Source organism: Desulfonatronovibrio hydrogenovorans DSM 9292 (assembly GCF_000686525.1).
GTDB lineage: Bacteria > Desulfobacterota > Desulfovibrionia > Desulfovibrionales > Desulfonatronovibrionaceae > Desulfonatronovibrio > Desulfonatronovibrio hydrogenovorans.
Genome location: NZ_JMKT01000001.1, coordinates 86,142 through 106,417 on the forward strand (window position 1 = coordinate 86,142; position 20,276 = coordinate 106,417).

Sequence of the window (20,276 nt, forward strand, 5' to 3'; positions counted from 1 at the left end):
TCAACCCCGGGCCCAATTGCTTTAACCTCAATCTAAACCCAGATATTTTAAGATGCCATACATACCCCACACCCAGGATCAGCAAAAGGAAATGCTTGAAACCATTGGACTCGGTTCCATGGACGAGCTTTTCCAGGATATCCCTGAGACCCTGACACCGGAAAAATTCGACCTGCCCCGGGGCAGGAGCGAAATGGAGGTCACGACTTTCCTGAGGCAGCTGGCCTCCCGGAACAGGACCGGACTCAAAAGCTTTCTCGGGGCTGGATTCTACGACCATTATATACCTGCGGCAGCCCCGGCCCTGGTCTCAAGATCTGAATTCTACACCGCATATACTCCTTATCAGGCTGAAGCCTCCCAGGGCAGCCTGCAGGCCCTGTTTGAATACCAGACCGCCATGGCCCGGCTCATGGACATGGATTATGCCAACGCCTCGGTCTATGACGGCGGAACAGCCATCTACGAAGCCATGATGATGGCGGTCAGACATACCAGACGCAAGAAAATTGTCATTTCCAGCGACCTGAGCCCCATTTACCAGCACATGCTCCAATGCTACACCAAAAACCTGCACCTGCATCTGGAAACCGTTGATCAATCCAATGGTCTGCCCGATACAAAAGGCCTGGCCCGGGCTCTGGATCAGGAGACCGCAGCCCTTATTGTTCAAAACCCCAATTTCTTCGGGAGCATATCCGACTACTCCGATCTTTTCCAGCAATGCGCAGCCATGGGGGCAGTCTCCATAATTTCTGTCTACCCGGTTCTGCAAAGCGTACTTAAAACCCCGGGTGAAATGAAGGCGGACATTGCAGTGGCCGAAGGTCAGTCCCTGGGGCTTCCCCTGAGTTTCGGCGGTCCGTACCTGGGGATAATGACCTGCTCCCGGAGTCTCATCCGTCAGATGCCTGGAAGGATCGTGGGCAAAACCAGGGATTCCCGGGGAAGGGAAGGATTCGTTTTGACCCTGCAGGCCAGAGAACAGCATATCCGCCGGGAAAAGGCCACTTCGAATATCTGTTCCAACCAGAGCCTGTGCGCCCTGCAGGCCCTGGCCTATATCTGCCTGATGGGGCCTGCCGGACTGGAGCAGACTGCCCTGAAAAGCATGGAGCTGGCCCGCTATGCTGCGGACAAGCTGACCTCCATTCCAGGAGTAAGCCTTTTGAACAAGGCCCCTTTTGGCAATGAATTCGCCATCCGCCTGCCTGTAAGCGCCTATGACCTCGTCGACAGCCTGGTACCCCGGGGATTTGTCCCGGGCTTTCCTCTGGGCAGGTACTATCCAGGCCTTGAAAACTGTCTGCTCATGGCCTGCACTGAAAAGATCAGTCCAACAGACATAGGCATGTTGTCCGAGCTCATCAGGGGGGCCCTGTAATGGCTTGCCTGCAGTCCGGCTGCTTTGTCTGAACTTTAATGTTCAGCTGGGTCTTTACAGACCTGTTTTAACCATCAAGGACCGTTTTAAAACACCATGAAGACAATATTTCAAAAATCAATTCCCGGCCGGACCAGCGCCCAGCAAACCAGGACCGGACCAGCACGCCCTGAACTCATTCCCGAATCCCTGTCCAGACAATCCCCGCCGGATCTGCCCAGGGTGAGTGAACTGGACGTTGTCCGTCATTTCACCGGACTGTCCAGACAAAACTTTGGAGTGGATTCCAATTTTTATCCTCTGGGCTCCTGCACCATGAAGTACAATCCCAAGTTCATGGAACAGGTGGCTGCACTCCCGGGCTTTACTGATCTGCACCCTTTGCTTCCCCAGCTCAAAGGAGCCGGGCTTTACACCCAGGGGGCCCTCCAGGTGATCTATGACCTGGAAGACCTGCTCTGCAGGATAACCGGCATGGACGCCTATACCCTGCAGCCCATGGCCGGAGCCCATGGAGAGCTCACCGGAGCCATGCTCATGGCTGCTTATCACCGAAAAAAAGGAAACCGCAAAACCAGGCTCATAGTTCCGGATTCAGCCCATGGAACCAATCCGTCCTCTGCTGCCATTGCCGGATATGAAGTGGTCAGCATCCAGTCCAAGGACGGGATCATCGATCCTGCAGCCCTTAAGCAGGTTCTGGACGAAAACGTGGCCGGAATAATGATGACCTGCCCCAACACCCTGGGGCTTTTTGAAACCCATCTGCCGGAAATAGTGGACCTGATCCATTCGGTGGATGGTCTTCTGTACTATGACGGAGCCAACCTGAACGCCATCCTTGGCCGGATGCTACCGGGCCGGGCCGGTTTTGACGTGGTCCATCTCAATCTGCACAAGACCTTTGGCACCCCCCACGGCAGCGGTGGACCAGGTTCAGGACCAGTGGGTGTGAATAAAAAGCTTGAGCCTTTTCTCCCGGTATCCAGGGTTGTCCGTCTGGAAGACGGCCAGTTTTTTTTAAAATACGACTATCCTGATACCATCGGGTATATTGCCCCCTTTTATGGAAACTTCTCTGTCATGCTCAAGGCCTATGCCTATATCCTGAGGCTTGGCCGGGAAGGACTGCTCCGGGTTTCAGAAAACGCTGTTCTGGCGGCCAACTATCTCAGGAAAAGACTGGAAAAACAGCTTGTCATACCCTACAACCGGATCTGCATGCACGAATTCGTGGCCTCAGCCGTGAACCAGGCTCAAAACGGGGTCCGGGCCGTTGACATAGCCAAGGCCCTGCTGGACAAAGGCCACTATGCTCCAACTGTGTACTTTCCCCTTATTGTCAAAGAGTGCCTGATGATCGAGCCCACAGAAACCGAAACCAAGGAAACCCTTGACACTTTTGTGGACGACCTTCTGGAAATCCTGACCAGGGCTGAAACCGACCCTGAAGCAATCAAGTCTTCTCCCAAGAACCTGCCGGTTACCAGGCTGGATGAAGTCCTGGCAGCCAGAACCATGCACCTTTGCGGATGATGGATCATGAATTTTGAACTGGTCATCATCGGTGCCGGACCCGGGGGATATGCAGCAGCCCTTGCAGCAGGCCGGAACGGCCTGAAAACAGCCCTGGTGGAATCCGGCCCCCTTGGAGGAACGTGTCTGAACAAGGGCTGCGTCCCTACCAAGCTCCTGCTGGGCACTACCAGTCCGGAAGCTGAGCTGGATGGCCAGAAAAGGCTCAGACTGGCCCGGGGTGAGATCAGCTTTGATCTGGCAGCTGTTCAGAACCGCAAAAAAATCCTGATCAGTGCCACCCGGAAATCCATGCAGGACAGCCTGGAAAAGGCGGGAATAACCATTGTCCAGGGCCGGGCCAGACTGGATGGTCCGGGCCGGCTGGTGGTGGAGGATGAGACCATAAAGTACTCCAGCCTGATTCTGGCCATGGGTTCCAGAAGCGGCAGCCCCCCTGCTGTTTCTCCGGACCATGACCGGATCCTGACTTCCACCAGCGCCCTGGAACTGGAGACTGTGCCTGAATCCTTGGCTGTCATCGGAGCCGGACCTGTAGGCATTGAACTGGCTGAGATTTTTTCGCGGCTGGGTACGGAAATCACCCTTATTGAAGCCCTGGACTCGGTGGCTCCCCACGAAGACCCGCAAATCGGACTTGAACTGACCAGATACTTTAAAAGAAAAAAATGGGTCCTGAAAACAGGGGTCAGGGTGGAATCCGTCAGCCCGGGCAGCTCCGGCCTGGTCATCCGCCTGGACAGCGGCCAGGAGGTTGAGGTGGAAAAGTGCCTGGTGGCTACAGGCCGGCTCCCGGCCGGCTCCGGCATGAACCTCAAGTCCGCAGATATTCAGACTCAGGGGCCGGGCTGGATAAAGACCGACCAGTACCTCCGGGCTGCCCCGGGGATCTATGCTGTGGGGGATGTCAACGGAAAATCAATGTATGCCCATGCTGCATCCCACCAGGCTGAGTATGCAGTAGCCCATATCCTGGGTGCTCAAACCAGCCCCTATCCTTTTCCGGCCATTCCCTCCTGCATCTATGGTTCCATGGAGGTTGTCCGGACTGGAATTCTTCCGGACCACCCCTGGCTCCGGGAAAAGGAGATAAAGGTCTCCAAAGCCATGACTGCGGCCAATCCCATTGTCCAGGGACACGGACTGATCCAGGGTTTTATCAAGGTATTCTGGTCCCAGGGCCGGGTGACAGGCATCACCGGTGCAGGTCACGGGCTGTCCGGACTGGTCAACCTCTGCCAGGTCATCACTCAGCAGCAATGGACGAAGCAAGAGGCCAGACAGTATATTTTTGCTCACCCCACCCTGGATGAGACATTAAAAGAGGCCCTTTTAGCCCCCTGGCTTGAAAACGGATGACTCTGCCTAATTACAACTTGACTAAAGCTCAGCAGGTGGATATTTTGCTTATTTACTTTTTTTAAGGAGAAGAGATCATGAAAAGAACATATCAGCCCAGCAGGATCAAAAGAAAAAGGACCCATGGTTTCCGGGTCCGGATGAAGACCAAGAACGGTCGGGCCGTGATCAACCGCAGAAGGGCCAAGGGAAGAAAGAGATTGTCCGTTTAACCTTTGGCAGGCATTTACGCATAACCAAACGGCCCCTTTACCAGGAGTGCTACTCCAGGGGCCGTCGCTATTTTACACCAAGCTTCATTGTTTTTATCCGGGCCAATCACCAGCCCTCATGGCGCCTGGGAATAGCAGTTTCCGGCAAAGTGGGCCCGGCAGTCAAGCGCAACAGGGTCAAAAGGCTTATCAGGGAGTTCTTCAGGGTCAACCAGCACAGCATTGGACTCAAGGCTGACTTTGTTGTGGTCTGCAAAAAAAGCATTGATCTGGACAACCTTACTCAGCAGCAGGTCAACCAGGAAATCACTGATCTGCTTTCCCGGATCGGCAATCAAATACTTTGACCGGGAAAACCAAACTTCCCGGCCCGGCAGGGCTTTGGAGAAGTAAAATCTATGCCGCCAATGAGATGCGATATATTTTTATAAAATTGATAACCTTATACCAGACCGCATTGTCGCCCCTTTTCCCCTGTGTTTGCCGTTTCCAACCCACGTGCTCGGAATACTCAAGAGAGGCGATTCAGGCTCACGGGGCCATCAAGGGCCTGGCCCTGACCATTTTTCGCCTGGCCAGATGCAACCCTTTATTCAAGGCCGGGCTGGATCCAGTCCCGGAAAAATTCTCATTCCGGGCTTTGTTCAAAGCACTCCCTAATCCGGACTCCTCCTGCCCGCGGTCTGTCAAATCCATTCTTAGGAGCCAGAAAACATAATGGAAATTCATAGAGTCCTTATCGCTGTTGTCCTGTCCCTGGGTGTCCTGCTGCTGTGGAATTTCCTGTTCCCTCCTGCTCCGCCCCAAAGGGCCACCACTGATGAGCCTGTTGCAGAACAGCGCATCTCTCCTGATGCGCTCCAGCCGGACTATGTTGCTCCTGGAGAGCTCAGACCAAGGGAAGCAGCCCGGTTTGAAGCGGTGGAGGGCAGACAGATCGTGGTGGAAACACCTCTTTACCGGGCCACCTTCAACAGTTCAGGCGGAGTTCTGGAGCACTTTCTGCTCAAACAGTTCAGCCAGACCATTGACCCAGACTCTGCCCAAATCGACCTCATCACCCCCAGATCTCTGATGCGGGGCCCCATGGGTATCTCCTGGAACAGAGTTCCTACATGGATCGAAGGAGAATGGTCCTTTGAAGGCGATGATATAAACCTTGGGCCCGGCGAAGAAAAAAGCCTCATTTTTACCGGACGGGTAGGCGGGGTTGAAATCATCAGAAAGATGACCTTCCTGGCAGACACTTATGAAATCAGAGAAGAAATAGAGGTTATCAACACTACCGACTCCCAGGTGGTGGGTGAACTGGGCAATATCCTGGCCACGCCTGCTTTTTCCGATGACCGCTACAACCCGACCAGGGTGGCCTATTTTGACCAGAGCGGGCTGAGCCATGAAAAAGACCGCCAGCTCAGGGACGGCTTCACCCATCAAAACGGCTTAAAATGGGGGGCCATCGGCAACCATTACTTTCTTCTGGCCTTTGTTCCCCAGACTGCCCAGGATTCCACCCTCAGGGCTGACCTGGAGAATGAAATCTACCGGATCACCGTGTCCGAAAGTTTGTATATCGAACCCGGCATGGCCAGGATCATGGCCAACACCTATTATATCGGCCCCAAGGACCGGGAATTTCTCAGGGACGCCCCGGCCGAGCTGCACAGGGCCATCTATTACGGCTGGTTCAATATTATTGCCAAGCCTCTGATCATTTCACTGAATTTTTTCCACAGTCACACCGGCAACTACGGGGTGGCCATCCTCCTGCTGACCCTGGTGGTCAAAATCATCTTCTGGCCTCTGGCCCAGAAGAGTTATAAGTCCATGAACCAGCTCAAGAAGCTGCAGCCCATGATGGCCAAAATCAGGGAAAAATACAAAGACGATCGTCAAAAGATGAATGAAGAGATGATGCGTCTGTACAAGACCTACAAGGTCAATCCGGCTGGCGGCTGCCTGCCCATTCTGGTCCAGATACCAGTGTTTATTGCCCTGTACCAGGGACTGATGGGTGCGGTTGAACTGCGGCATGCTGCATTCATCTATTACCTGCCCTTTACAGACATCGTCTGGCTGGCTGATCTGTCGGCCAGAGATCCGTTTTACATAACTCCCCTGGTGATGGGGGCCACAATGTTTTTACAGCAGAAAATGGCTCCGGCACCGGGCGATCCACTTCAGGCCAAGATAATGCTTTTTCTGCCCCTGGTCTTTATATTCATTTTCATCACCTTCCCTTCAGGGCTGGTACTTTACTGGCTGGCCAACAATGTGCTTTCCATTGGTCAGCAGTGGTGGGTGCTCAGAAGTGCCGGCAATAAGCCCCTTGTGAAGGCCGATGACCAGAAAGATGAACCCCAGGTCGAGGAAAAGCAGGACAAGCCCAAGCCGTCACCAGCTCGCAAGGCGGCCAAAAAGAGGAAAAAGAAATAACCCTGACTGCCGGATCAGAATGCCTGCAGCGATCCGGCCCAAAAACCTGTTCTTTGAAATCACACTAATCAGGCAACTCACTGACCGGACATGCCATTGATGTTCACCTCGGTCCAGATTGAACACCTTTCTGCCCGGGGCGGACTGAAAGCGCTTTCCCTGTTTTGCCCGACTCGGGCCTGACGGCGCTTAAAAGCCCATTTTATCCATGTCTGGTTGAATGCAGTCTTTTAAGGAGCAACAATGGAAGATTACATTGAATTCTCAGGCAAGGACGTTGACGACGCTATTGCCAACGCCTGCACCTACTTTGGAATTGATCGCGACAAGCTGGAGATTGAAATCGAGAGCGGAGGCTCTTCAGGCATATTCGGACTGGTAGGGGTCAAAAAGGCCAGAATAAAGGCCAGGAAAAGGTCCCGGATCAACGATGACCAGCTGGACCGTCCCCGGAAGAATGCCCAGCCTAAGGCACCTGAAACCGGGCAGGCCAATGCCAGGCAGCCCGAAAAGGAGCCTGTTCCTCCGCCTGAACCTGCTCAAATGGAAAAAAAACCCCAGGAGCCCGATCACTCCCAGACTGAACCCGAAATCCAGGATGCTGAACCTGAAAAAGCCCCTCAGGCAAAGGAAGTTTATCCCCAAGATCCTGAACTCAAGGAGTTCATATCCAGCCTCATGGTCCAGCTGATCACCCCACTTTCGCCGGACGCCAAAATCACTATTGATGATCAGACCAGGCCCATCAGCGTGGTGATCAAGGACCAGAGCTCGTCTGAACTGCTTATTGGCCGGGATGGACAGACCTTGAGCGCCATCCAGTACATTGCCAACCGGATCATAGCCAAAAGCAGGCCCGGTGCAGCCAGGGTCCAGCTGGATACTGAAGATTTTCTGGAAAAGCAGAATGAAAAACTCCAGCAGAATGCCTATCAGCTGGCCACCAAGGCCAAAAAAATCGGCAAGACCATGAGCACCAAGCCCTTGAGTTCCTACCATCGCAGGATAGTCCACATGGCCCTGCAGAGCGACAAAAAAATTCGGACCAAGAGTAAGGGCGACGGTCCAATGAAAAGAGTACTCATCGTGCCCAAACAGCGACGGAAAAAACCTTCCCAGGAATAATCCGGATAAAGCGGGGCGGAGAAACATTCTCCGCCCCTTTTTTTATTCCAGGCAACTTGCATGAATCACCAGAAAGACACCATAGCTGCCATTTCAACCCCGGTAGGCCTGGGGGCAGTGGGCATTGTCAGGCTGAGCGGACCGGATGCCCTGGCCATAACCGGCAAAATCTTTACCCCGGGCAGAAAAAAGAAAAGCCTTGAGCCCTACAGGCTTGTCCACGGCTGGATTGCCAGCATCAGCGGGGAAGCTCTGGATGAAGTGCTGGTCAGCTTCATGCCCGGGCCGGGATCATATACAGGGGAAGACACCATTGAAATCAACTGCCACGGAAATCCTGCTATTCTGGAAGGAGTGCTGGAGGCAGTGCTGGCCCTGGGAGCCAGGATGGCAGAACCTGGTGAGTTCACCAAGCGGGCCTTTTTAAATGGCAAGATGGACCTGACCCGGGCCGAAGCAGTCATTGAATTGATCAATGCCCCCACTCAGGCCGGAGTATTCATGGCCAGAAACAAGCTCCAGGGACTTCTGGCCGAAAAAATCCAGGGACTCAGACAGAGCCTTGAGGAACTCAAAAAACAGCTCTGCCTGGCGGTTGACTTCCCTGAAGAGGAAATTGAATGCCTTTCCCAAAAGGACCTTGCCGGCCAAGCCCTTGCCTGCTGCACTGATCTCAGAGGGCTGATCACTGATTCGGACCAGAACAGGATCTGGACTGATGGAGCCCTGGTGGTCCTGACCGGACGGGTCAATGCCGGCAAGTCAAGCCTGATGAACGCCATACTGGGCAGGGAAAGAGCCATTGTCACCGAACTTCCCGGAACCACCAGGGACTACCTGGAAGAAGGGCTGAATCTGAAAGGTTTGCCAGTAAGGCTGGTGGATACAGCCGGACTCAGGGCCACAGCTGATCAGGTGGAAAAAAAAGGTATGGAAAGGGGCTGGGAACTGATCAGGTCGGCTCATGTCCTGGTGCTGGTCATGGACGCCACCCTTGCTCCTTCCCCCCAGGACCAGGAAGTCCTGGCCCAGACAGACCCTGAAAAACTGATCATTGCCCTGAATAAATGGGACCTGGCAGCATCGCCTCTGCCCTGGATCAAAACTATTGAACATGATTACCCGGATGTCCTGAAAATTTCCGCCAAAACAGGGCTCGGCCTGGAACAACTCCTGTCCAGGATCAGGCAGAAAGCCTTAGCTGGGCAGGAGCTGGACCCCGGGGGTTGTCTGCTGCCCAATTTGAGGCAGAAGTCCTGTCTGGAAAAAGCCGTTCTTGAGCTTGAAGCCCTGGCTGGGGAAGCCCTGGCAGGAATTCCTTATGATCTCCTGGCTGCCAGACTTGATTATGCATGCGCTGAACTGGACCAGATCACCGGGAGGATCACTCCGGATGAAGTCCTTGATTCGATCTTTGACAACTTCTGCATCGGCAAATAACCTGTTCACCATGAAAATAACAACCATCAAGTCAGTCCCTGAGCTTAAGACCGCTCAGGAGCAGGAATTCGATATGGAAACCCTGTACGTGGAGTGCAGCCGGTGCGGGCGTCCCCTGGTCTGGGCCAGGGGGACCACCACTCACCTCATCAGACATTCAGGTGTCAAACAGGAGCTGGGACCTGAGTGGATGCTGCTGTCCCGGGGATGTCCGTCATGCGCCCCGGATCAGGAAGAGTTCGCCCTAACCCTGAAAATGCCTGAAAAAAGCCTGACCAGAGCCTGGGCCGGAAAACAAAGATTCAACTGATACTGGAGCCTGGTTTTGATGAAGAAAAAACTGGTCTGGATGAATGTCTGTGAAACATCTGCAGATAATTACGGTGCCAGGCTCATGGCTGAACTGAAAAGGCGATCACCCGGTCTTGAAATCATGGGCATGGGAGGTCCGGCCATGCGCCGGGCCGGGCTGCAGACGGTTTTCAGGTCCGAGGATCTCTCCCTGGTGGGTTTGACCGAAGTCTTTAGTGCTCTTCCCAGAATTCTGGGCTATCTTAAGACCATTAAAGCCCGGTTAAAGGCAAAAAGGCCTGACATCCTCATCCTGATGGATGCCCCTGATTTTAATTTTCGCCTGGCCCGGATGGCCTTTGAGCTGAATATACCGGTCATCTACTATATCGCACCCCAAGCCTGGGCCTGGCGCAAGTCAAGGGTTGATTTCCTGAGAAAATACGTGGATCAGGTGGCATGCATCCTGCCATTTGAACAGGATTTTTTCAGAAAACACCGGGTCAGGACGACCTTTGTCGGCCATCCGGTCATGGAAACCCTGGATTTGCCCAGCCTGGAAAAAATCAGGCCTGAACCGGACCGTATCGCCATTCTGCCCGGCAGCAGGAAAAAGGAAATCTCCTCTCTGCTGCCCTTGTTCGTTGCTACTGCTGCCCAGCTGCGCCGGGAAAATCCCGGTTTGATCTTCAGCCTTATCCAGGCCCCGGGGATCAGCCAGGAGTACCTGCAGGAATTTTGCGGATCAGCCCCCTGGCTGGAGTTCATATCCCCAGAAAACCGATATGAATACCTGAAAAAAAGCAGGCTGGCCCTGGCTGCTTCCGGGACCGTGACCCTGGAGTGCGCCATCCTTGAAGTCCCTGCTGTTGTGGCTTATAAACTTTCCTGGATCAGTTACCTGGTGGGTCGGCTGCTGATTCATGTCAAAAATATCAGCATGCCCAACCTGATTCTGGGCAAAACCGTTTTTCCGGAGTTGATCCAGGATCAGGCCAACCCGGAAAAGATGCTGTCAGCCGTCAGGACCTGGCTTTATGATCCGGAAAAGACCAGACAGGTCATGGAAGATCTCAAAACCATCAAGTCCATACTCGGAACCAGGTCCGCCGCCCAAACCACGGCTGATCTGGCCTTGAAAATCATGAACAAAAGGAAAGTCCATGGACAAGCTTAAACTGGGTGTCGTGGGGGTAGGCCATCTGGGAAAATTCCACGCCAGACTGGCTGCTGAAATTGAGATCATCGACCTGGTCGGAGTCTACGACATCAACCAGGATCAGGCTGCAAAGGTTTGTGCTGACTGCAACTCCACCCCCTTTGCAGAACTGGATGAACTCCTCTCCCGGGTGGATGCCGTGAGCATTGTCGTTCCCACCAGCGAACATTTCAAAGTGGCCATGGCCGCCCTGGAGCAGGACTGCCACATTTTCATAGAAAAACCCATCGCCACCTCGGTCCAGGAAGCGGATTTGATCATTGCCAGAGCTAGGGAAAAAAACAGAAAAATCCAGGTAGGACATATTGAGAGGTTCAACCCGGCCATGCTGGCCGTAAAGAACTACAACCTGGCTCCCATGTTCATCGAGGCCCATCGGCTAAGCCAGTTCAATCCCAGGGGATGCGACGTGAGTGTGGTCCTGGATCTGATGATCCATGATCTGGATCTCATTTTGTACATGGTCAACAGTCCGGTGACCCATATAGACGCCTGCGGAGTGGCCGTGGTTTCAGATACCGAGGACATAGCCAATGTCCGGCTGAAATTTGCAACCGGATGCGTGGCCAACCTGACCAGCAGCCGGATCTCTCTCAGGTCCATGCGCCGGATGAGACTTTTCCAGAAAAATCAGTATATTGCCATGGATTTTATGGAAAAAAAATCCGATGTTTTTATGCTGAATCAGGACCAGGGGCAGGAATCAGACGGAATGGTGGTCAGCCAGATCGGGGTGGGAGAAAAGGCCAGAAACATAGTTTACCAGAAGCCTCAGGTCCCTGAAGTCAACTCTTTGAAAATGGAGCTTGAGGAATTTGCCAAAGCCGTGCTCCTGGACCTGGCACCCGAGGTCCCAGGAGAGCAGGGCCGGCAGGCTCTGGAGGTTGCCAACACCATCCTGGATAAGATAGCAAGACCTTAAGGATTTCTTTTTGCAAAACCATCAACTCATTTTCCACCGGGGGCTCAGTTGAACGTACCCTTCATCGACCTTAAGACCCAGTTCAGCCTGATCAAAGATCAGGTCCAGACCAATATGGACAGAGTCCTTGATCACGGCGCCTATGTCATGGGGCCTGAAATCAGGGAACTGGAAAAAAGGCTGGCTGATTTCTGCGGACAAAAGCACGCCCTGGCCTGCTCTTCAGGAACCGACGCCCTGGTCCTGGCCCTGCTGGCCCTGGACCTTAAGCCAGGAGACGGTGTCCTGACCACCCCGTTTACTTTTTTCGCCACAGCTGAAGCCATAGCCTTTATTGGCGCTGTCCCGATCTTTGTGGATATTGATCCCCGGACCTTTAATATTGATCCGGCAAAGCTGACCCAGACCCTGGCCGCCCTGAAAAAAAGAGAAAAAAATGGTCCGGCCCTGCCCAGATCCGGAGGGAAAAGCCAGCTTGGACACCCTGTTCCAAAAGATCCGGTTCCAAGGGCAGTCATCAGCGTGGACCTGTTCGGGCTGCCCTGCGACTATGACCAGCTGGAGGAAATCGTCCGGTCGGAAAACCTCAAACTCATTGTTGACGCGGCTCAGTCCTTTGGAGCTGAATACAAGGGCCGCTCCACCTGTGCCATCGGAGACCTGGCCTGCACCTCTTTTTTTCCAGCCAAACCCCTGGGATGTTACGGTGACGGAGGCATGTGCTTTACCAGCCATACTGCCACCCACCAGCTCATGGAATCCTTGCGGGTCCATGGACAGGGCCGGGACAGATATGAGAACGTCCGTCTGGGCCTGAATGCCCGTATGGACACCCTGCAGGCCGCAGTTCTGCTGGCCAAGATGGAAGTTTTCCCCCGGGAGCTGGAACTGCGCTGCAAAGCTGCTGAAAATTACAACCGATTATTTGAAGGATCCGATCTGGCCGTACCCCGGATATTCCCTGACCGGAAAAGTGCCTGGGCCCAATACAGCCTCCTGGCCAGGGACAGGGACCACCGCCAGGCCATTTTCAAAGAACTTGAGAAAAACAATATACCCTGGGCCATCTACTATCCTCTGCCCCTGCACCGGCAAAAGGCCTTTACCTATCTTGGCTATGAAACCGGGGATTTTCCAGTGAGCGAAGATTTTTCCGAACGCATCTTCAGCCTGCCCATGCATCCGTATCTGGAAAGCCACGTCCAGGAAAAAATTGTCCGGACAGTTCTGTCGGCATGATATGGATCAAAGGCTGATAATTTTCAGGATTTGGCCTGGATTCTAATCCAGGCCAACAACATGATGATCAGACAGACTTTTTTGGATTACCTCAAAAGGAAAAAAAACTATGGAAAGCAAGATATTCAATCTGGGCCTGTCAGTGGAGGCCATTTCCCTTTACCTGATTCTCTTTGACCTGGATTTTTCAAAGGTTTCTCTGGAAATGGAGAACATTGAACCCCGCTGGAACGCACCCCGGGACCTTCTGGAAAAGGCTGTGGATGAACTGGAAATGAACCGGGTGATCAGCAAAAAAGGCCAGGCCCTGGCCATCAACCCGGCAGCGGTCTGGACCGAGACCAAATCAGCCTGACCAGCAGGTCCATGTTTTCCCTTCCTGACCTGTGGTCAGGCCTTTTCTTCCCCCTGCTCAAACTCGGCTTTTTCATCTCCCTGGGCGTTTTCGTGGGCAACCTCATCGAGGCCATGAACTGGACCAGGGCGATGGCCATGCTGGCCACACCCCTGGTCAGGGCCGGAAGACTTAAAGATATTTCTGGGGCAAGCTTTTCCATGGCCTTTTTTTCAGGGATTACGGCCAACACCATGCTGGCCGAGGCCTATGAACAAAAAAAGCTGAACCGCAAGGAACTTGTCCTTTCCAACCTGTTCAATTCCCTGCCCACTTATTTCCTGCACCTGCCCACAACCTTTTTCATCATCGCCCCTTTGATCAAGGCTGCAGCAGTGCCTTATCTTCTGCTGACAATTTCTTCGGCCGTACTCAGAACCTTGGTGGTAATTTTCATTGGGCGGTTCATCCTGCCAGCCAAAAAAGACCAGTGCATCCGATGTGAGCTGCCGCCATCGACCAGGCTGGTCTGGTCCGAAATCCTGGCCAAAGTCCGGCTCAGGTTTGGAACAAGATTCAAGAAAGTGATGATGTTCACGGTGCCCATCTACACTCTGTTCTATATTCTGTTGAATACGGGCTTCTTTGCCCTGGTGGAACAGTTCATGGCTGACCACGTCAGTGCTCTGAGCTTTCTGCCGCCCCAGGCCATTGGCGTGGTGGTCCTTCAGCTGGCTGCAGAATTCTCCGCCGGTCTGGCAGCTGCCGGAGCCCTTCTGGACAGCGGAGCCCTGGGGATCAAGGAAATAGTCCTGGCCCTGATCACCGGAAACATACTCTCATCACCCATGAGGGCCATCCGGCACCAGCTGCCGTATTACGCAGGCATCTTCAGCCCGGCCCTGGCCCTGAGGCTGATCATTTACAACCAGACCCTCCGGGCCGGCAGTCTTATGGTCGTGGGCTGGGGCTATTATGTCTGGGGTTGATTCAGGGTGGGCCTGTCAGGTCCGGACTTCAACCTTTTCCAGGAATCCAAGTTCCTTGAAAACCTTGATAAAGTTCGATGATAAACCTGAAATGGCTACCTGAAGGTTCCTCCTGGCCGCATCAGTAATGATCTCTCCCAGGGCAGCCATGCCTGCTCCGTTGACCGAAGCACTGTATCTGAAAACCAGGCTGACCTCGCTGACCTTTTTTTCCAGGCAGGTGTTATAGGCCTCCCACAGGTATGGTTCGGAAAAGGCATTGATATTCCCGTCAAGGACTATCCTGGCCTCGGACTGTCCGGGGAATTCAAGATAGATGGACTTTTTTCTGGTCTGACCCAGTTCAAGGCGCTGGCCAGCTCTTTTCAGGGCTTTTTCCAGGCTTTCCCTTTTAATGGGTTTATTGATGAAATCCGTGGCATCATAATTCAGGGCCTTTACAGCCAGCTCCATATCGCCGTAGCCGGTGATGACAATGACCTCGGTCATGGGAGCCAGGGATTTGATCTGTCTCAGCACTTCCAGGCCGTCCATGCCCGGCATCTTGATATCAGTAAATACAATGCCCGGTTTTTGAGTCCTGAAGATCTCAAGCCCCTGTTCCCCGTTCTCAGCCTGGAGAGGCTCATAACCGTAAGCCTCCAGGAACATGCAAAACAGGTTCCTGGTTGAAGATTCATCATCAATTATCAGAATCTTTTCCGGTTCATTGACCAGGCCTTTTTTACCGGTGTTTTGATCAAGTTCCGCCATCAGTAAAAACCTCTTTTCCGACCACGCTAAAACCAAACCAATTCAGAGGCAATATCCCGGGCCTGAATTATTGACCCTGGAGGCCAAAAAAATGAAAACATCTTGACTTTTTTTTTACTTTCTTTTCCAGTCGAACTAAACAATCTTTTAACCAGGATCAGGAAAAACTCAGCCCCTGCACCTGAAGACCAGATTTTAAAGGATTCGGATATACCCCCATTAACCTGTCCACAGACCCAGCACCTCTGAACCCGGGACTTTGGTCACCCTGGTCAGAGCAGCCGGCCCGGAGCGATATATGAGCCATGTAAGACTGATGCTTCGCATACTTTTCTGTCTTTTGGCAGTTCTGGCAATCCTTGCCTGTTCGTCGGAATCCAATGAAGACCAGAACGAGCAGGTACTGCACGGAGTAACCGATGACCGGATCTACATCGGTTCATCCCTGGCCCTGACCGGCCATGCCAGCTTTCTGGGCACCCAGACATTGAAAGGGGCTAGGGCCTATATCAACCATATCAATGAGCAGGGCGGAGTCCATGGGAGAAAAATCGAAATAATCGCCTATGATGACGGATACGATCCTCCCCAATGTCTGGCCAATACTCAAAAGCTGATCATCGAGGACGAAGTGTTCTGTCTTTTCAGCTACGTGGGGACCCCCACCACTGTCAAGGTCCTCCCCTTGATTTCCGAGGCCAGAATCCCCCTGGTGGGCATCTTTTCCGGAGCCAATGACTTTCGGGAACCTTTTAACCGCTACATAATCAATGTCCGCCCCTCGTACTATGAGGAAACCAGGGAAGCGGTCAAATACTTTGTGGAAGAGCTGGGACTTGAACGAATTGCCGTGTTTTACCAGTATGATGCCTATGGTTTTGACGGACTTAAAGGAACTGAACTGGCCCTCAAGGAATACGGCCTGGCCCCGGTGGCCAGAGGCAGCTATACCAGAGGCACCATGGATATTGACGAGGGTCTTGACAATATCATCCATTCAGGTGCTCAGGCCGTGGTCATGATCGGGACTTACGATGCCTGTGCCAAATTCATCCAGACCTCCAGAGAAAGGGGATTCAACCCCATTTTTCACAATGTCTCCTTTGTAGGCAGTGAAGAGCTGGCCAGGATCCTGGGGCCGGAAGGCAACGGGGTCATCATAACCCAGGTTGTCCCCCTCCCGGACTCCCTGGAGTCCCAGGCCCTGCTCTGGGGCGTTCAGGAATTCACCGAACTCTACAGACGGTACTATCCGTATGAACAGCCGAACCTGGTGGCCCTGGAAGGGTTTATCAACGCCAGGGTCCTGGTTGAAGGGCTGGAGCGGGCCGGGCGAAACCTGAACCGGGAACGGTTCATCGATGCCATTGAGTCCATCCAGAACTATTCCCTGGGTATTGCCAACACTCTGTCCTTCAGCCCTGACAATCATCAGGGGCTTTCCAGAGTCTATTTCACCATAATCTATGACGGAAGGCTGGCCCTGCTCACTGACTGGCAGAAAGTCAGGGAAATCTATGGTATTCATTAGACAATCTTTCAGACATCAATCCCAACCACCCGGCGGAAACTCATGTTCAGATTCCAGGACATCAGTCTAAAAAACAAGATCTTTTTTTCCACCCTGGCCATGGTCCTCATGCTCAGCATCGCCATTGCCATATTTGCCAGGTGGATACTTGTTTCCAGTCTGGTGAACGAGTTGACCATCCGGGGAATAGCCATTGCCCAGAGTATTGCTGACCAGGGCCGGGGCTACGTCCTGACCAGAGATCATCCCAACCTGGTCAGCCTGGTATTTGATGCTTCTCAGCTGGGGGAGCGACAGATCCTGGTGGATTACATCTTTATCATTGATGACGAGAAAAAACTGCTCTCCCACACTTTTATCAAGCCGTTTCCTGAAGAGCTGATTCATTCCAATCCCATTCCAGGCGACAGAAACTACAGTGTGCGCAAGCTCCAGGTGGCTGATTCCAGTGCCTACGATATTGCCGTGCCCATCTGGGAGGGAATTTATCAGATAGGCACGGTGCGGGTCGGGCTGAAGGAAAAGCACATCCATCAGATCATTCACAAACTGAGGATAACTTTCCTGGGGTTCATCTTCGGAACCATCATCATCATTTTTCTCCTCAGCCACTGGCTGGCCAAGTATATCACCAAATCCCTGTCCCAATTGACAAAAATGGCCGACGAAATCAGCCAGGGAAATCTGGACTTCAAGCCCCTGGCCCTGTTCAAGGATTCCCACGACAACCGGGAAGAGCATTGTCCGGCCTACTACAATACTGACCTGCCCTGCTGGCATGTTGACAAGGTCATGGACGTATCCTCGGACAGTGAACATATTCCGGAAAAAGCCTCATACTGCACCGACTGCATGGCCAAACGAAAAAAAGTGGGCGACGAAGTCCAGCAGCTGGCTGATTCATTCAAAAACATGGTCAGAAGTATCAAACTCTACCGCAGCCGGGTCCGGGAGTCGGAAAGCAAATACCGCTCCCTCTTCAAAAGCGGTCCGGCCCCCATCTTTGTCCTCAGCTGCGGCACTCTGATCATTCTGGATGCCAACCCCAGTGCCCAGCAGACATACGGTTACACCCGCGAGGAGCTGGTCAACATGCCCTTCACCAAACTGGCACCGGAATTCAAGAACAAGTTCATCTCCTATTTTGAGGCCTACCCTGAAGATGAAAGCTTTGTCTATGCCAAGGCCATTCATTATAAAAAAGGTCAGATCCCTTTTTACACCAATGTTGAGGCCTGCAGGACCAGATATCGGAACAAGGATGCCGTCATTGTGGCCACCACCGACATCACAGAAATGATCGACAAAGATGCTCAGCTTATTCAGGCCAGCAAAATGACCAGCCTAGGTCAGCTCTCTGCAGGAATTGCCCACGAACTGAACCAGCCCCTCAATGCCATAAAGATGGGCAGTGAGTTTCTGAGCATGATGCATGAAAACAAGGAAGACATCTCCAGTGAACAGATGGAAAGGATCACCAGGGAAATCAGCCGACAGGTGGACAGAGCCACGGAAATCATCAATAATCTGCGTGAATTCGGACGCAAATCAGACTTTACCAAAGAAAAGACCGACATCAACAAGCCGGTCCATAATGTACTGTCCATAACCGCCCAGCAGTTGAAGCTGCAGAATATCACGGTCAAGCTCAACCTGACCAATGACCTGCCGCCCATCATGGCTCACAAGAATCGTCTGGAGCAGGTCATCTTTAATTTGATAACCAATGCAAGAGATGCCATAATCCAGAAGCAAAGCGATGACCCCGGAGCAGGATCCGGTGAGATAGTCATTTCCACCAGTCTGGAAGATGACCAGGTGGTCCTTGCTGTATCAGACAACGGCACCGGTATGCCCGAGTCGGTCAGAGAAAAAATATTCGACCCCTTCTACACCACCAAACAGACCGGCATGGGCATGGGGCTTGGCCTGTCCATCTCTTATGGAATAATCAAGGATTATGAGGGTGAAATCGACATTCACAGTGTGGAGGGGTCAGGAACGACCTTTAAGATATCATTCCCCAGGCTTAAGAAAATCCCTGTGCTTGTGCCTGGGTGAACAAGGCCTCGGTTCAACAAAAAGACAGCTCAGAAGACCTTGCCAAATCAACAATCAGGTCCGGCCTGACCAACTTGCCGGAGTAAACTGGGGGACTGGAACATATGCGCAAAATCCTGGTCATTGACGACGAAAAACCCACCCTGAGCATGTTTCAGCTTTTTTTAAAGGTCTACGGCTATACTGTATTTACTGCTGAAAACGGTGAAGAAGGGCTGAAGATATTTCAAAAGGAAAAACCTTCCATGGTTATCACCGACATCAAGATGCCCGGCATGGACGGCCTGGAGGTCCTGAAAAAAATCAAGGAGTTGAGTCCAAAGACAGAGGTGATCATCATCACCGGCCATGGGGATGTGGATCTGACCCTTGAAGCCATGAATCTCAATGCCACGGACTTCATCAACAAGCCCATCCAGAAAAAGGCCCTGGATTCGGCCCTGAAAAGGGCCCAGGAAAGAATCAGCCTCCTGGAAAGCAATGAAAAGGAAGTATCATGGTCAATGCTGGATCATATTGCAGTGGTGGATATCCAGGGCAATATCAATGCCTCCCATGAAGACCTGCTCATGGAGATCTACGATGAAGTGGAAAAAAACAAAGACACCCCGGTTCTGCTGCGCTTCAGTGAAAACTCGTCTGTGAGTGGAGCCGGCATCGGGATACTTATTCAGATCCTTTCCAGAAGCCTGGAAAATCAACAGAAAATGGCCATGACCGGCCTTTCCGACAATATGAACAAGTTTTTTGAAATCGTTGGGATAAACAAACTGGCCCGAATATTTCCAACCCAGGAGGAGGCTGTTGCTTATCTCAAAGGTCATGAACCTCCTCCCAAACCTGCAGCGGAGTAGTAAATCATGGCTAGACCCATACACCTGACCCAGGCCCTGTTCATGGTGCTGCTTATTGCCATGTCGGCTGCCCATGTTTCAGCCAAAAATATCATCAGCGTGGATGAATACCTGCCGGAATTCGTATTTCAGGCCCCATACGGACAGGAAGAAAAAAAATACCTGGGGCTGGATGAAAAAGAAGATTTCATGCTCTCAGAGCTTGGTCCCAGCTACTTTCTCATTGAAGTAGTCGGAGCCTACTGCCCAGTGTGTCATACCCAGTCAGCCGAGGTCAATCAGCTGTTCAACCGGATAAAACGGGATGAGATGCTCAGGGAAAAAATACTCATGTTTTCCATTGCTCCGGGGGCTACGGCCATGGAGATAGAATACCTCAAAGGCACCTGGAACGCACCCTATCCCATTCTTGGGGATTATGAATATGACTTCCATAAAACAATCGGCAGTCCGGACACACCCTTCACCCTGATTGTTTCCAGGGATGGAAAGGTTTTGTACGCCCATTTGGGCAGGATTCCGGAACCAGCGGTTCTGATGGAAAAAATCAGGGGCATAATCAGCTTGTCCCTGTCCAACCCTGATTAAACT

At 52.6% G+C, this 20,276-nt stretch carries 20 protein-coding genes; 19 read left to right on the forward strand and 1 reads right to left on the reverse strand.

Annotated features, from left to right (window positions below):
- The first annotated feature begins 52 nt into the window (after positions 1-52).
- The 15 genes from gcvPA (at position 53) to P771_RS0100540 (ending at position 14,486) form a co-directional block, all read left to right on the forward strand.
- A complete protein-coding gene (gene gcvPA / locus P771_RS0100465; protein WP_028573588.1) occupies positions 53-1,384 on the forward strand; it encodes an aminomethyl-transferring glycine dehydrogenase subunit GcvPA in 1,332 nt (443 codons plus the stop codon).
- Positions 1,385-1,480: 96 nt separating this feature from the next.
- Positions 1,481-2,920 (forward strand): aminomethyl-transferring glycine dehydrogenase subunit GcvPB, encoded by a 1,440-nt coding sequence (gene gcvPB, locus P771_RS0100475; protein ID WP_028573589.1) that lies wholly within the window; start codon positions 1,481-1,483, stop codon positions 2,918-2,920.
- Between the two features lie 6 nt (positions 2,921-2,926).
- Positions 2,927-4,279, forward strand: a complete 1,353-nt coding sequence (locus P771_RS0100480; protein WP_028573590.1) for a dihydrolipoyl dehydrogenase family protein — start codon at positions 2,927-2,929, stop codon at positions 4,277-4,279.
- Between the two features lie 74 nt (positions 4,280-4,353).
- Entirely contained in the window at positions 4,354-4,491 is a 138-nt protein-coding gene (gene rpmH / locus P771_RS0100485; protein WP_435050730.1) for a 50S ribosomal protein L34, read from the forward strand.
- On the forward strand, positions 4,479-4,838 hold the full coding sequence (gene rnpA / locus P771_RS19075; protein ID WP_028573592.1) for a ribonuclease P protein component: 360 nt from the start codon (positions 4,479-4,481) through the stop codon (positions 4,836-4,838). The genes rpmH and rnpA overlap by 13 nt, the downstream gene beginning before the upstream one ends.
- Before the next feature lie 65 nt (positions 4,839-4,903).
- On the forward strand, positions 4,904-5,209 hold the full coding sequence (gene yidD / locus P771_RS18590; RefSeq protein ID WP_084301545.1) for a membrane protein insertion efficiency factor YidD: 306 nt from the start codon (positions 4,904-4,906) through the stop codon (positions 5,207-5,209).
- The gene (yidC, locus tag P771_RS0100500; RefSeq protein WP_028573594.1) at positions 5,209-6,927 is read left to right on the forward strand and encodes a membrane protein insertase YidC; all 1,719 of its coding nucleotides are present in this window, start codon (positions 5,209-5,211) and stop codon (positions 6,925-6,927) included. The genes yidD and yidC overlap by 1 nt, the downstream gene beginning before the upstream one ends.
- A 243-nt stretch (positions 6,928-7,170) precedes the next feature.
- Positions 7,171-8,052 carry an RNA-binding cell elongation regulator Jag/EloR gene (gene jag / locus P771_RS0100505; protein WP_028573595.1) on the forward strand — a complete coding sequence of 294 codons (882 nt, stop codon included), beginning with the start codon at positions 7,171-7,173 and terminating at the stop codon, positions 8,050-8,052.
- A gap of 60 nt (positions 8,053-8,112) precedes the next feature.
- On the forward strand, positions 8,113-9,492 hold the full coding sequence (gene mnmE / locus P771_RS0100510) for a tRNA uridine-5-carboxymethylaminomethyl(34) synthesis GTPase MnmE (protein WP_028573596.1): 1,380 nt from the start codon (positions 8,113-8,115) through the stop codon (positions 9,490-9,492).
- Positions 9,493-9,502: 10 nt separating this feature from the next.
- Positions 9,503-9,802: a hypothetical protein gene (locus tag P771_RS15950; protein ID WP_051617015.1), complete on the forward strand. Its 300-nt coding sequence runs from the start codon at positions 9,503-9,505 to the stop codon at positions 9,800-9,802.
- Positions 9,803-9,820: 18 nt separating this feature from the next.
- Positions 9,821-10,960, forward strand: coding sequence for a lipid-A-disaccharide synthase (gene lpxB / locus P771_RS0100520; RefSeq protein ID WP_028573597.1), 1,140 nt, complete (start codon positions 9,821-9,823; stop codon positions 10,958-10,960).
- The gene (locus tag P771_RS0100525) at positions 10,947-11,924 is read left to right on the forward strand and encodes a Gfo/Idh/MocA family oxidoreductase (protein ID WP_028573598.1); all 978 of its coding nucleotides are present in this window, start codon (positions 10,947-10,949) and stop codon (positions 11,922-11,924) included. Before lpxB ends, P771_RS0100525 begins: the two co-directional genes overlap by 14 nt.
- Positions 11,925-11,972: 48 nt before the next feature.
- Positions 11,973-13,163 (forward strand): DegT/DnrJ/EryC1/StrS family aminotransferase, encoded by a 1,191-nt coding sequence (locus P771_RS0100530; RefSeq protein WP_028573599.1) that lies wholly within the window; start codon positions 11,973-11,975, stop codon positions 13,161-13,163.
- Between the two features lie 109 nt (positions 13,164-13,272).
- Positions 13,273-13,518, forward strand: a complete 246-nt coding sequence (locus P771_RS0100535) for a hypothetical protein (RefSeq protein ID WP_028573600.1) — start codon at positions 13,273-13,275, stop codon at positions 13,516-13,518.
- An 11-nt stretch (positions 13,519-13,529) separates the two neighbouring features.
- On the forward strand, positions 13,530-14,486 hold the full coding sequence (locus P771_RS0100540) for a membrane protein (protein WP_028573601.1): 957 nt from the start codon (positions 13,530-13,532) through the stop codon (positions 14,484-14,486).
- Between the two features lie 15 nt (positions 14,487-14,501).
- Here the strand turns inward: P771_RS0100540 and P771_RS0100545 are convergent, their stop codons facing one another.
- Complete coding sequence (locus tag P771_RS0100545) at positions 14,502-15,239, reverse strand: response regulator (RefSeq protein ID WP_051617016.1); 738 nt, start codon at positions 15,237-15,239, stop codon at positions 14,502-14,504.
- A gap of 298 nt (positions 15,240-15,537) precedes the next feature.
- Here P771_RS0100545 and P771_RS15955 point away from each other — a divergent pair, with 298 nt between their 5' ends.
- From P771_RS15955 to P771_RS0100570, 4 genes are all read left to right on the forward strand, one after another.
- Positions 15,538-16,770 (forward strand): ABC transporter substrate-binding protein, encoded by a 1,233-nt coding sequence (locus tag P771_RS15955; RefSeq protein ID WP_035243677.1) that lies wholly within the window; start codon positions 15,538-15,540, stop codon positions 16,768-16,770.
- A gap of 42 nt (positions 16,771-16,812) precedes the next feature.
- Positions 16,813-18,831: an ATP-binding protein gene (locus P771_RS15960; protein WP_035243679.1), complete on the forward strand. Its 2,019-nt coding sequence runs from the start codon at positions 16,813-16,815 to the stop codon at positions 18,829-18,831.
- A gap of 104 nt (positions 18,832-18,935) precedes the next feature.
- Positions 18,936-19,685, forward strand: a complete 750-nt coding sequence (locus P771_RS0100565; RefSeq protein WP_028573603.1) for a response regulator — start codon at positions 18,936-18,938, stop codon at positions 19,683-19,685.
- Between the two features lie 6 nt (positions 19,686-19,691).
- Positions 19,692-20,273: a peroxiredoxin family protein gene (locus P771_RS0100570; protein WP_028573604.1), complete on the forward strand. Its 582-nt coding sequence runs from the start codon at positions 19,692-19,694 to the stop codon at positions 20,271-20,273.
- Positions 20,274-20,276: the final 3 nt, after the last annotated feature.

Excerpts from the sequence above, each read along its gene's own strand:
- gcvPA (WP_028573588.1), top strand. The coding sequence starts at position 53 with ATGCCATACATACCCCACACCCAGGATCAGCAAAAGGAAATGCTTGAA.
- gcvPB (WP_028573589.1), top strand. The coding sequence starts at position 1,481 with ATGAAGACAATATTTCAAAAATCAATTCCCGGCCGGACCAGCGCCCAG.
- P771_RS0100480 (WP_028573590.1), top strand. The coding sequence starts at position 2,927 with ATGAATTTTGAACTGGTCATCATCGGTGCCGGACCCGGGGGATATGCA.
- yidD (WP_084301545.1), top strand. The coding sequence starts at position 4,904 with ATGCGATATATTTTTATAAAATTGATAACCTTATACCAGACCGCATTG.
- yidC (WP_028573594.1), top strand. The coding sequence starts at position 5,209 with ATGGAAATTCATAGAGTCCTTATCGCTGTTGTCCTGTCCCTGGGTGTC.
- jag (WP_028573595.1), top strand. The coding sequence starts at position 7,171 with ATGGAAGATTACATTGAATTCTCAGGCAAGGACGTTGACGACGCTATT.
- mnmE (WP_028573596.1), top strand. The coding sequence starts at position 8,113 with ATGAATCACCAGAAAGACACCATAGCTGCCATTTCAACCCCGGTAGGC.
- P771_RS15950 (WP_051617015.1), top strand. The coding sequence starts at position 9,503 with ATGAAAATAACAACCATCAAGTCAGTCCCTGAGCTTAAGACCGCTCAG.
- lpxB (WP_028573597.1), top strand. The coding sequence starts at position 9,821 with ATGAAGAAAAAACTGGTCTGGATGAATGTCTGTGAAACATCTGCAGAT.
- P771_RS0100525 (WP_028573598.1), top strand. The coding sequence starts at position 10,947 with ATGGACAAGCTTAAACTGGGTGTCGTGGGGGTAGGCCATCTGGGAAAA.
- P771_RS0100535 (WP_028573600.1), top strand. The coding sequence starts at position 13,273 with ATGGAAAGCAAGATATTCAATCTGGGCCTGTCAGTGGAGGCCATTTCC.
- P771_RS0100540 (WP_028573601.1), top strand. The coding sequence starts at position 13,530 with ATGTTTTCCCTTCCTGACCTGTGGTCAGGCCTTTTCTTCCCCCTGCTC.
- P771_RS0100545 (WP_051617016.1), bottom strand. The coding sequence starts at position 15,239 with ATGGCGGAACTTGATCAAAACACCGGTAAAAAAGGCCTGGTCAATGAA.
- P771_RS15955 (WP_035243677.1), top strand. The coding sequence starts at position 15,538 with ATGAGCCATGTAAGACTGATGCTTCGCATACTTTTCTGTCTTTTGGCA.
- P771_RS15960 (WP_035243679.1), top strand. The coding sequence starts at position 16,813 with ATGTTCAGATTCCAGGACATCAGTCTAAAAAACAAGATCTTTTTTTCC.
- P771_RS0100565 (WP_028573603.1), top strand. The coding sequence starts at position 18,936 with ATGCGCAAAATCCTGGTCATTGACGACGAAAAACCCACCCTGAGCATG.
- P771_RS0100570 (WP_028573604.1), top strand. The coding sequence starts at position 19,692 with ATGGCTAGACCCATACACCTGACCCAGGCCCTGTTCATGGTGCTGCTT.